Annotated in this window: 4 protein-coding genes; 1 reads left to right on the forward strand and 3 read right to left on the reverse strand. The window is 35.7% G+C overall.

Annotation, left to right across the window (positions count from 1 at the left end):
- Positions 1 to 21 precede the first annotated feature (21 nt).
- Together NK213_RS00870 and NK213_RS00875 are read right to left on the reverse strand one after the other, a co-directional pair.
- Positions 22 to 3,687: a hypothetical protein gene (locus NK213_RS00870; protein ID WP_253346043.1), complete on the reverse strand. Its 3,666-nt coding sequence runs from the start codon at positions 3,685 to 3,687 to the stop codon at positions 22 to 24.
- 882 nt (positions 3,688 to 4,569) lie between these two features.
- Positions 4,570 to 11,262, reverse strand: coding sequence for an autotransporter domain-containing protein (locus NK213_RS00875; protein WP_253346044.1), 6,693 nt, complete (start codon positions 11,260 to 11,262; stop codon positions 4,570 to 4,572).
- Positions 11,263 to 11,815: 553 nt separating this feature from the next.
- Here NK213_RS00875 and NK213_RS00880 point away from each other — a divergent pair.
- The gene (locus NK213_RS00880) at positions 11,816 to 12,397 is read left to right on the forward strand and encodes a hypothetical protein (protein ID WP_253346045.1); all 582 of its coding nucleotides are present in this window, start codon (positions 11,816 to 11,818) and stop codon (positions 12,395 to 12,397) included.
- Positions 12,398 to 12,576: 179 nt separating this feature from the next.
- Here NK213_RS00880 and NK213_RS00885 read toward each other — a convergent pair whose 3' ends face one another.
- Positions 12,577 to 13,260 carry a fructose-6-phosphate aldolase gene (locus NK213_RS00885; RefSeq protein WP_253346046.1) on the reverse strand — a complete coding sequence of 228 codons (684 nt, stop codon included), beginning with the start codon at positions 13,258 to 13,260 and terminating at the stop codon, positions 12,577 to 12,579.
- Positions 13,261 to 13,265: the final 5 nt, after the last annotated feature.

Genomic DNA, 13,265 nt, shown 5'->3' on the forward strand with positions numbered 1-13,265 from the left:
CCGAGCTGTCTCCTACTGTTATTAGCTTAATCTTGTTCCATTCTTACCGTAAAGACCTACAGAACTATTCTCCAGTGTTATTGTTCCCGCATTTTCGCCGTCTATCCCTGCTGTCATCCCCGCCGGAAGCGGTGTTGCTCCAGTATACTGCCCGTCCAGCGCAATTGCCGCTGCTCCTGTTGACCCTGAATTAGCTGTTATAGTGGAACCATTCAGATAAACTGCCGCATTTTGACCTGTTATTAGTGATCCGTTAGAACTTAGCGCAGTGTTTCCAGTATATTCAAATACTCCTCCTGTTATATTTCCAATAGTGTATGTTGACCCTGAAGCCACTGTTCCCACAGTAAAATTATTTGATATAGTTCCGCTTGATGCCATATTAAATAATACTACATTTTTTCCTGCTATATTTATAGTCCCTGATCCTGTAAAATTCGTACTTCCGTCCAGATACAGCCCTAAAGCGTTATCTCCGTAGAGATTTATAGTTGAACCTGTCAAAGTCACATTACTGTCTTTTGCATACAGTCCTGTACTGTTCTTACCTACAGTTATTACAGCTGCTCCGCCTGTTAGTGTTGTTTTATTTACATAGACACCTGTTCCATTTTCAGAATTCTGTATATTTATCGTCCCTGTGGATAAATTAACTGTTGAATCAGCAACTGTTCCACCCGGTTTATTATTATTGGCATATATACCTACAGCTTCTGTACCTGTATTTGCAGTTATCATACCATCATTCTGTATACTTATAGTTCCGCTTCCGTATGTCGGTACACTTAGAGGGTTTTGGTAAGAAGTTCCGTAAATCCCTACCCCGTTACTTCCCACAGTTACTATTCCTGCTGTCGAATTTGTTATTGAAGTGGAATTTTCTCCATATAATGCTGCACTATTTGTTCCGGTAGCTGATACTGTTCCGTTATTTGTTATAGTTCCATTATTAGTATATATTCCTATTGAATTAGAACCGCTTAGATCAACACTTCCATTATTAACCATTTTTACATAGTTCATGTTATAAATATCCACATCAGCAAGCCCTATCTGACTGCTTTGTGTACCTTTCAAAGTAACCCCTGTACTCAAAGTCACACCAACTGCTGATCTGTCCACACTGTTTAATGCATTTGAAGGGTTATCAAGGTTTATTGTTCCGTAACTGCTGTCTACGATAAGCCCGCCTTTCCATAAATATGCATCTTTTCCCGTATTTGCACCTACGATATTTACTATTGCTCCTGATGTACTTAATGCCTGTACATCAGTAAGATTTATTGTCCCGTAGTTTTCTACCACGAATAATCTTGAATCAGGATCCATTGTGAAATAAAGATTATTTAACCCTGTATAATAATTCCCCAGATATGTCGTTACATCTGAAGCTGTTAATGTTCCCATTCCTGTACCTTTATATATAAACCCTGTCGCCCCCGCCCCTAGACTTACATTAAACTGTCCATTTTGAAATGCCATTCCATTTGCTGTATTTACACTTGATAAAACTGAGTTTGAACCTATGTTTATATTCGATACACCGCTGTTTGAATCCAGTGTCAGCTTTCCGCCGTTTACATAGAATCCCACTCCGTTTGACCCTAGTTCATATGTGTTGCTGCCTTTTATATTTGTTGTCCCGCCGTCATTATATATAATAGTTGACTTGGCTCCTGATGCGGTATATGTTCCGCCATTCAGCAGATTTACCGTTCCTTTGTTATACAGAGCAACACTTGAATCACCTGACACTTTCAATGAAGCAGATTTTCCGGAATAATTATCCAGTTTACCCCCGCTGCCGATTACAGCTCCATGTGAGCCTATCCCCGCAGTTTCCAATGTTCCGGCATATTTTAACGAAGCATTATTTTCTGAATATAATACAATATTACCGTCACCTGCAGAAGTAATATTATTATCTATTGATACATTTGCATTCGCACCTGATAATATAAACCCGTAATTATCAGTTCCTTTCAGGTCAATTACTCCAGTGTTATTAAATAAGAAATTACCTCCGTTTACTCTGACAAGAGTACCGCCGTTTGCATTACTTCCTGTGGAAATATCATATCCTGTTATATTTCTTGTTACTGACGGTACATAATTAGTGAAAAGACCAATACCGTCTGTTCCGTCAAGTTTATATTTAAATACTGATTGTGAATAATCCAGATCTTTTTGCAGTATAATACCCTTATTTCCTGTACCATTTATATTTACTGCTGAATTAAACCATATTTTTGCTAAACCTGTTGCTGCTGTATTTACTATTATTCCAAATGAATTAGTCCCATCCATATTAATAGTTCCGTTATTTGTAAAGACTCCTCCGAAACCTGCCGCCCCGGGAAGATCTATCAGTCCCAAAAGTTCACTGTCTCCATTTAGTGTAATCGAACCATTATTTGTAAAATACAGATTTCTTGTATTCGATCCACCCTGACTGCCTAGTGTTGTAAATATTGTATTCCCGCTTCCGCTGCTTGATGTGGTTATCGTTCCTGCATTTACTAATCCGGCATTCTGTGCATTTGTTCCCCCTGAATGGTACTGCACTCCAAAAAACAATAGATTCGATCCTGTAATATTTGTAGTGACTGTACTGCCCAGATGAAAAACTGATGCCCCGTAATCATTATGAGCATCTATATGGAAAAGCATTTTTGGTGATCCTGCTGTTCCTATTCCTGCGAAAGTAATATTCAGGTTATCCAGATATACATCATGACCACCTACATCTTTCATAACTGCCATCTGATTCAGACCAGTATAATTTATTCCTGTTGCTTTAACATAGCCATTTGGATTTGCTGTCAGACTGTGAGCTGCACCCTTGACTCCCACTGCATCAACATTACTCATACTTACACCGAAAGTTCCCCCGCTTACATTTACATTCATAGTTCCCATTGTTCCTGTTGCATTACCAAGTCCGTCATTATTCAGATTTATCTGAGCTACTGGAGCTGTACTTCCAGTTGATAAAATCCACATATCGTCACCATTACCTGAACCCGGAAATGCAAAGGCAGGAATATTTATATTCAATGGTGTCACATTAACTACTGGTGCATCAGGCAGTGAAAACGGAGATAAGCTAACCGGTATATTATTAAAGTCTATCACCGGAGGTGTTATATTTCCTGCAAATGGTGCAATATTAACTTCCCCCGCCGGAACTATATCTAAATTAAGCTCGTCTCTTGTCATTCCTTTTATAGGAATACTCACCCCAAGGTTAATCTCTTTAGGCTCCTGCTGCTGCAAATACGGCTTTCCGGGAACTCCGTCTTTGTCCCCGCCTGTCATTACGAAATTTCCGTTTGTATCATAGTATCCTTCTACCTCAGAACGATACTGTGCATTTTCTTTTGTATTATCCCCGCCGTTTCTTTCACTGTAAAATCCTGTAAAAAATATCTGCCATTCAAGATACTCCGGCTTTACTACATAATCCCCCTGTAAATATAAATCCTTTAATTCTTTGTTTCTTTTATTCAGTATATTTTCTATTATTTTGTAATTTCCGTCATTAGATTTGCCGGAATCAATATTTTTTGTTATTTTATTATACAAATCATTATAATTTGCAACCGAACCTGCGGCAGCATACATACTGCCAGAAATCATTGAATTAAGGGCTAGAAGACCTAATAATATTTTTTTACTTTTTTTCATAAATTTACTCCTTCTCTATATCTAAAAAAATTAGGTTATTTTTCTGAAACTTGCTGACTATAACAACTTCTTTGCCAGACCACCACCTTTTCAAAATCTATTATCAAAAAAACATTTCCCTTTCCTTATAAATATCTTTGAATATTTTCATTATATTATTAATTAATTTTTTTGTCAATTAATCAAAACATTAAAAATAAAAACTTAAAACAATACAATAAAAACAGTAATAAAATAAAAATATTCACTCAATCTAATAAACCAATATTTAACTATAAATAAAATAAAAAAATAATTCAAAAATTTGTTTTTTCTTTTTTTAGATATATCATTCTAAAAAAAGAAAATATTTGCAACAATAAATATTAAATACATAAATATGTTAAATTTCTTGTAAAACAAAGACTTTTCTTTAATTTTTTACATTCTTTCTCTTTATCCTGAAAGTAACTTTTAATCATAAAATCAGTATTTTTGTATATTCCACATAATTTTCCTCAGTTAAAAATCTTTTTTTATTTCTAAAAAACCTCCGTTACCTCTGTTATTATCTAAAATTTTGATCATCTAAATTTTTTATATTATATTTTATATACTTTTATACCCTATTTCTTTTACAATTATTGTACAATTTTCCCCACTTTGATTTATAAGGATTTGTTGTAAAAAAACAAACTATTTGCATATTCATTCTGATTTATTTAATTCAAAAAATATAAAATAAAATTTTTTATTTAACTTTTAAATTTATTATTTTTATAAAAAATTTATTTATAAACATAAAATTATATTTAATATTTCCAAATAATTAAAAAAATATTTTTTAAAATTATTTTTACATTAAAAAATCAGATCATTTTCAGATCTGATTTTCCTTATTTATTAAAATACTGCTTTTAATGATACTCCTGCTCTGTAGTCGTCCTGATTGTCATTACCAACTACATATTCACCTGTAAGAAAGATTCCGTATCTATTTTCCACTTCCACTCCTAATGAGGCCTTACTTCTAAATGCTCCATTTTCATCCATAGGTTTTGATAAATTATGATAATCTGTTTCTATTGCTGTTAATCTGGCTTTTTCTCTTTCATTAAGATTAGCAAGTTCGTATTCATAAGCCAGATCAAGAGTTCCTTTTAGCTTCCATTCTGTTTTCGGACTTAACGGCATTGATGCTTTTAATTCTACACCAGCTCTCGGTTTCACGCTCCATGCATCATTTCCTTCTACCTGTACTGCTTCCAGCCCGCTTTCATCAAATGTTGGTCTTGTCACATACATAGCTCTTAGTCCTCCGTATGGTGTTATAGTCACTTTTTTACTTAATTCAAACTCTTTTCCCAGTATATTATCAGATGTTATTGAATAAGTTTCATATGTTCCGTTCATTTCAGATCTTCCATACTGAGTTCCCCAGTCTACATTTCTGTCTACATTATGAAAACTTACTCTCCCTGTAAGATCATTTTTTACTTTCCAGCTGTCTGCTGTATATTTATTATGTACACCTAACTGAATTGTATCTACCCATTCCTCACTGTTATTTCCGTCATTGAATTCAAAGCCTGTATGCAGATAACCCAAAGAGTAACCGAATGTGTGTCTGTATGTTCTCTCTACCTCACGCAGAGCTAACACTCCTGCTGTTGTGTAATTATAGCTTTGTACGCCGTCTGTATTTTCCTTATTTTCACCTTTCCCTACTATTACATCTATTTTTACATTTTCTTTTGTATTATTTTTTGAATTTTGTAAGAGATCAAGTGAACTTTCAAGGGTTCTTGCTATGTCTTCTTCTCTCTGGTTAATATTAGCATATACATCACCTGCAAGACTGGCCATCAGATGTCTGAAATCCAGTTCATTTTCTACGACATCCAGTCTGTCATATATTTTTAGTGCATCTCCTTCAGCTTTGTAGTATTTTTCATCTAATGCACGTCCAAAATCCTGATACCACAGACCGCTTGTAAAGTTGTCATATGGTATTTTCTCCATCCATACATCCAGATTTCCTCTTGAGTTTACCACAGGTATTGCTTTCCATGTCAGTGACTTACTCTGTATCGGTACAGAAGCTGAGTCTGCTCCGAATCCCGAACCGGGTATTATCACATCTTCGAGCTTATATTTTTCCACATTTGTTCCTACAGCAAAATTTCCTGAAACCTGCAGCGGTGAAGTTATATCGAAAGCCGGAGCCTGTATACTTACCGCATTTGATATGAGATAGTCTGCCCCTAAATCTGTAGGATCATAATTTCCTGCTGCTATATCTCCTGCTGTTGGCGCTTTTATTGTGGAAGGATCTACGTTTATCACTACATTTACCCCGTCTGTAGTGAATTTTTCCGCTACTTTTATTACACCTGCATTTATTATTGTAGGAGTATTGTATACTTCGCCGGAACCTACACCGTAATTTCCGGTACCTACTCCTCCGTTTATTATTATAGTTCCACCTACGAGATTGTTTAGGACTGAACCATTCCCAAGAACTATTCCCTGTGCACCCTCACCATCTGCAATTATAGTTCCTCCGTTTATTATCTCTGTTGATGACAGACCATACATTCCTATTGCGTGAGTTCCGGAAACTTTTATAGTACCGTAGTTTTCTATTTTTGAACCTTCCCCGTTTCCTGCCATTCCTATTACATTATCACCTGTTACATTAATAGTTCCGTTATTTACTAAGCTTCCTCTTTCAGTATACATTCCCATAGAGTAAGCTCCGTTAGCTGTTATATTTCCGTCGTTTCTTGCAGAACCGGAAATCAGTCCTATTCCTACACCTCCGGCACCTACTGTTATATTCCCTGTTGATGTATTTATAAGTGTTGAAGCATTTCCATACATTCCCACAGTGAATAAACTTCTTTCTATATCTACAATTTTGTTTCCGTTTGGATCAAGCGAATAACTTCCGTCAAAATTCTTTTTGAATATTATGTTTGAATCACCGAGACTTATCGAACCGTTATTTGTTACCGTACTTGCAATACTATGTACTCCTATATTACTTGTTCCTGCTGTTCCGGTAATCGTTCCGTCATTTACGAAGTCTACTCTGTTCAGTATATAAAACGCTGTATTTCTGGAACCATTCATAGTTACTGTTGTTCCCGAAGCGTTTGTTACTGTTCCTGATCCGCCTTTAACAAGATAAATGGAATCACTTCCCATTGATATATCCGATGCTGTATTTGAGTATGAACCATCTAAAACTACAAATCCAAAGTTATTGTTCCCGATATTCATATTAGCATTATTTAATACTGTGGAATTATCAGCATATACTCCCACTGCCTTATCTGTTCCAAAATTTAATGCTGCAGTATTTGTTATATTTACCAGACCGTTTCTCAGGTACATACCTGCTCCTGTATCCCCTATATTTAATGTTCCGGTTTGTGTTATCTGCCCTCCTACACTGTAAATTCCTATTGAATTATTTCCGGCATTAAGATTATTATTTGTAATCTGATCTCCTGCGGTAGCAGTGAATATTCCTACACTTGGATTTTTTACGTCCAGCGAGTTTCCTATATTTATCGTTCCGCTGTTATTTATTGTTTTTGCCGCAGAACCCATTGAATAAATTCCTGCTGACTGATCTCCTGTTAGTGTTATCGTACCCTGATTTATTATCGGTCCGCTTACATTATCTGCAAATAATGCTATTGTATGATCCGAACTTCCTGTAATAACACCCGAAGTTCTGTTTTCTATATTTACACCGTCTTTCAAAAATAATGCATTTGATCTGGAACCGAGATTTATAGTTCCTGTATTAATTATTTGCGATCCTGCACCTGATGAAGTCACTGCTGCAGAATAATTACCCACAGTTATAGTTCCTGTATTGATTAATCTTGAACCGTTTTTACCGTATATTCCCGCTGAAGAATCAGCTACTGTTATGACTCCTGCATTTTCTCCGTCCATATCAGGTGTCATTCCTGCATATGCACTGCTGCCCGCAGGCATAACATACTGTCCGTCCAGTACAAAAGCACTTGTATTTACAGAACCCGGCTGTACAGTTATACTGCTTGTAGGTGAAAGATATACTGCTGAATTTTTTCCTATGAGAAAACTTCCGTTTGATGCCAGATTTGCATCTCCTGTATATACTGCCACCTGATCAATTACACTTCCAAAGATATATGAAGATCCTGTTGTCACTGTCCCCAGACTTATGTTGGCATTTACCACTCCGCCTGATACCATGTTGTATAATACTACATTTTTCCCGTCTATATTAAATGTTCCTGCTCCTGTGAAATTTGTTCCTCCGTCAAAGTATATTCCCAGAGCATTATCACCATTTAGATTCAATGTTATATCAGATAAATTTACATCTGAATTTTTTACATAAAGGCCTATACCGTTTTCACCCACACTGATTATAGTAGAAGAAGTCGAAGTCAGTGTACCTCCGCTCATGTATACACCTACACCTTTTACTGAATTCTGAACATCTATGTTTCCTCCGCTTATATCCAGTTTAGTATCTCCTCTTACACCTGTTGAGTTATTATTTAGATATATACCAATTGCTCCTGATCCGCTTTGTGCAGTTATATTACCATTATTAGTTATATCAAGTGTTCCGTTCCCAAAAGCCTGTGAAGAACCTTGTTTGAATCCTTCTGCGTATATTCCTATACCGTTTGTTCCTATTGTTATATTTGAAGTTGCATCATTAATTGCCATTGTACCGTTTACTGCATACATTCCTATAGAACCGTCACCTGTAAGAGTAAGATTACCGCTGTTTATATTGCTTATCTCTCCGTTGCTTGCATATATTCCCACAGATTTCGAACCGCTAAGGTTGAAAGTTCCTCCGTTATTCACCAGTGTTACCTGATTTCTCGGCAATGAAACGCCTAAGCTGTCAAGTCCATTTTCCTGAGCCATTCCTATCTGCCCTGCCTTTGTCCCAGAAAATGTTGCTGATGTATTATTTATATGTGATGTAGCTAATTCCAGTGTATTATAAGGATCTGTAGGAGAATCAAGATTTACATTCTGGTCTATATTCAAGGTTCCTTTATACATCATATATGTTTTATAATTACTTCCTACTACTGTAGGCCCGTTGGCAAGTGATCCCAGAGGTGTTGCTGCCGTACTCAGATCCATTACTATGTTATCTACTATAAACAGTCTTGATCCGGCTTCCATATTCAAAGTCAATTTTCCTGCAAGGCCGTTAAATGTTGTCTGAAAATAATTCTCAAGGTCTGTTTTAGTTAACGGTGTATTATTTCCTGAGTAATAAAAGGCTGTTCCTCTTGAAGAGCTGTCAGTTCCTCCTGCTATTGTTGCAGTGACATTTGTCAGGTCAAAGGTACCGCCGTCTTCAGTATAGAATAATAATGATCTCTGACCTGTACGTAAAGTAGTTCCGTTTAATTTTATTACTCCTGCAGCTCCTTTTGAGTAAAGATTAAATGCACTGTCAGATGCCTCTATATTTCCCCCGGTTATATCTATTAATCCTGAATCTGTAAATAATCCTGTAGATTCCTGACCTGTTACATTCACCTGAATATTTCCCGAAGCAGATGTAAAAGAAGCCGGACTTCCTCCGGTACTTAATACTGCTACTCCTACCGTACCTGTTTTATCATTTGCCGGATCAGTATACACTCCTCCGCTTATATTCAAATTTCCTGTGTTAGTTACAGTTCCGTCATTTATTATTACACCTATTGTTCCGGCTCCGCTTGCATTAAGAGTTCCGGCGTTATTTACTGTTGCACCGTCATTTGCAAAAATTCCCACCTGTCCGAAACCATTCAAAATACTCAATGTAGTATTAGCTTCGGTAGTTATGGAAGAACCGGAACCTGTTGCAACCAAAAGATTATTCTTTATTCCGCCGTTGCTTGTTATCTGCTGTGTTGTTCCCGCTGCCGAATTATAACCTAAAGTTATAGTTCCGTTTTGCGCCATAACACCTGTACTGCCTTTGGCACTGCTTCCTAAAAATATATTATAATTGCTCATTCTGAGCGGGTTTGATGTAGTATAGTCTACTGCTACTCCAATTGCATTTTCTACTTTTGAGGCATCTCCTCCTGAAGCATTTCCTGTAGAATTAGCAGCATTTCCTGCTGTTCCTATATTTAATTTTATTACTGAATTATCAAGATTAATCATTGAATTCGTAGCCTGTATACCTACTGAATTATCCCCGTTTAATACTACAGGAGTATTAAATATTATTTTGGAATCTCCAAAACCGCTTACTGAGCTGTTTAATATTACACCTATTGAATTCAGTCCGTTTAAAGTTACATTTCCGTTATTTGTGAAAACTGCTCCTCCGTTTGTATTCCCCGGTGTTGCGTAATTGGCTAATATATCCGAAGTTCCGTTCAATACTATATTTGCCCCGTTATTATTAGTAAAGGTAAAATATCTGTTATAGTAAGACAGATTTCCTGAATTTGCATCTATTGTAGTAAAAATAATTCTCTGCTGCGGTGTCAGATTATTTATTGTTCCTCCTCCGGCAACTACAGATGTATCTGCCACAGCTTCTATAGTTCCATTATTTATCATATCTGCACCGTAAGTATAAGTTTTATGTGACTGAACTCCGTAAAATATTACCTGCTGCCCGTACATTTTCGTTGTTGTACTGGAATCCATTATCCAAGCTGCTGCTTCGCCACCGTCGTCATGAGCATCAGTATGAAATAACATCAAATAGTTTCCCGGCTTATTTCCCACACCTATCATACGAAAATTCATATTTTCTATATTTACGGTATGTCCTCCTACCAGTTTCATTGCTGCATAATCTGAAGTCAGCCCTGTAGCAGATGTATTCTGTATACCATTATCAGTCAATTTATGCGTTGCCCCGTTTGATACACCCACTGCATGAGTATTCTGAACATAAATATCAAAATCCTGATTCAGAGTTGATGAATTACTTATTACATCCATGCTTCCCCCTGATCCCTGTCCAGTCAAGTTCTGCTGTGAAATAGGAGCAACTGAAGCACTCTGTTTTAGAAAATACTGGTCGTCACTATTAGAAGATCCCGGAAAATCAAATGAAATCGGTGTTACTGTACTTACTGTAACCTGCGGAATACTCGGGTATATAGGCTGAAATTGCAGAGGATTCACCGCAATAATCGCTGAAGCTGTAGGAGCTGGTATATCTATAACAGCAGGTGTTATATTAATCTCATTCGGCAGTGTAATCGCAAGAGTTCTGTCTCTCGGCTCTATATCTTTTACAGGGATTGCCAGTCCTATGTTAACATCTATAGGTGGCTGGGGATCGATAGGTTTTGTCGGTTTTTTATCCGGATCTGAATAATAATCGGCATTATTCAGAGTATTATCCCCTTTTCTTCTTTCAGCATAGAAAGCGCTGAAAAATACCTGCCATTCCAGGTATTCAGGTTTTACTATATAATCTCCCTGTAAATACAAATCTTTTAATTCTTTATTTTTTTTATTTAATATTTTTTCTATTTGCTTATAGTTTGAATCGTTGCTTTTTTCTGAATCTATATTCTTAACCATTTGGTTATACAAGTTTTCAGCTGTGTTACTGCTAACAGTTGCTGCACCATAAGCAAAAGTTACAGCATTAAATGCCGCATATTAATGCACTTCTATATTTTTTCATAGCCTTCTCCTTAGTTATAATGATTTGTTCAAATTAAAAATCTAATTCATATTTTGAATACTAAATTTTTATTTTCTTCATACCATTAGCTGTTCTTTTTTAAGAAGAATGACTGTTTTTACTAATTTATTTTATTTGTAGTTTTACTGTTCTTATCATTTGTATACTCATTATAATAATAAATAGTTTTTTTGTCAATAAATATTACTACGTACAAATATAATTATATTAGAATAAATTTTCAAAATATTTGAACCTCTTTATTTATCGTAATGTTAAAAAATCATTTTTTCAAAAATTAACTCTTCATTCATTTTCTTGATATTATTAATATAGTATTTTGTGAAATTACAGCAAAGTAATAATATTCTTTGTTTTTCATTACACATTGACTTTTTTTATTTAATAGCCTATAATTTATTGAGATTAAAATATAAAAATTATTAAAGGAGAAAACATATGAAGAAATTATTATTTTTCCTGATTTTATTCGGATGTTTTAGTATAGTGAATTTTGCAGCAGGATGCAATGCTCAGATATGTACATGTCCCGGCGGCGGATATGTGACGACCGGTCAGTACTGTCCTGTTAATACACCTGTTTATTCACCCCCGCCTGATGCTCCCGCGGTTAACATGTATTTTCTTATATTAGATGTAAAAAACAGCAATTATCAGCTTGTTGACTTGAAAACAAGAGATTTTTTAACTGCTCTTGACAGAACATGGTCATGTGCCGGTAAAAAGTCTTCTATCTGTACTGTAGTATCAGCTCGTGAATATATCGCCATTGTCAGTTCGGAAGATAACAGACTTTTTATTGGAAAAGCTGATACCTTTTATAAAGGAACCGGAAAACAGGCAGAAAAACAAGGAATAGATGACTGCAAAAAAGGGAAAGAGGCCAACGGTAACGGAGTATTAGGCGACGGAATAAAGGGAAAGAAATGTAAGCTTATCATGATGGTAAGCCCGAACTTCAAATTGGAAAATACCGAAACCAAGCAGAAATACGATCTGAAAGTCACTGATTCAATATAAATAAATAACAGCAGAGTGAAAATCTCTGCTGTTTTTATATCAGCCAAAATATTATTCCCGGATAACAGAAAAAACATTCCGAGAATGCAGTAATCCCATGAACCGTACTCGAAAAGCCGGCAAATAAAATCACATATTACTCAGAATGTTTTTCAGTTCATATATATTAATAAAAATTTCTATAAGATATCAAGCAGGTTTTTACCATTTCCGTAAACTTTTCCCCAGTCACTCTCAAACTTGTCTATACTCCAGTCTGTATAAGGATGGTAAATCATTTGTTTCAAGACATCAGATCCTACAGTAACTGCTTCTGCTCCTGCCAGTATTGAATCATGCACCTGTTTCACGTTTTTATATGAAGCTCCCAGTATTTTTGCCTTGTTGTCCTTATTTCTGCTTAGTATTTCATAAGCTTCGCTTACCACTCTTACTCCGTCACCGCCGATATTATCAGCTCTGTTTACATAAGGAGCCATATAATCAGCACCTGCCTGTGCAGCAAAAACTATCTGCTGTGAAGTAAGTATTCCTGTTGCTGTAATATTAAATCCCTTTTTCTTAAGAACTGCCATAGCTTTCAGACCTTCATCCGATACAGGAATCTTAATATAAAGATTTCCCTTTAAAGTTTCCTTTAGTAACCCGGCCTCTTTTATTATAGTTTCGGCATCTCTTCCCAAAACCTGAACATGCAGCATTTTTTCAGTTCCTATTATTTCAAGAATGCTGTTTATTATCTTTTTATAATCTCCTTTTTCATTTGCTATTATTGTAGGATTAGTAGTCACTCCCACAATTGGAAATTTTTCGTTAAAATATTTTATCTCCTCAAGATTTGCAGTATCTAATAAATATTCCATTTTTC

Origin of the sequence: Sebaldella sp. S0638 (genome assembly GCF_024158605.1) — a bacterium.
In the GTDB taxonomy this organism is placed as follows: Bacteria; Fusobacteriota; Fusobacteriia; order Fusobacteriales; family Leptotrichiaceae; genus Sebaldella.

Bases quoted from the DNA above. Each gene is read 5' to 3' on its own strand.
- NK213_RS00870 (WP_253346043.1), bottom strand. From the start codon at position 3,687: ATGAAAAAAAGTAAAAAAATATTATTAGGTCTTCTAGCCCTTAATTCA.
- NK213_RS00880 (WP_253346045.1), top strand. From the start codon at position 11,816: ATGAAGAAATTATTATTTTTCCTGATTTTATTCGGATGTTTTAGTATA.
- NK213_RS00885 (WP_253346046.1), bottom strand. From the start codon at position 13,260: ATGGAATATTTATTAGATACTGCAAATCTTGAGGAGATAAAATATTTT.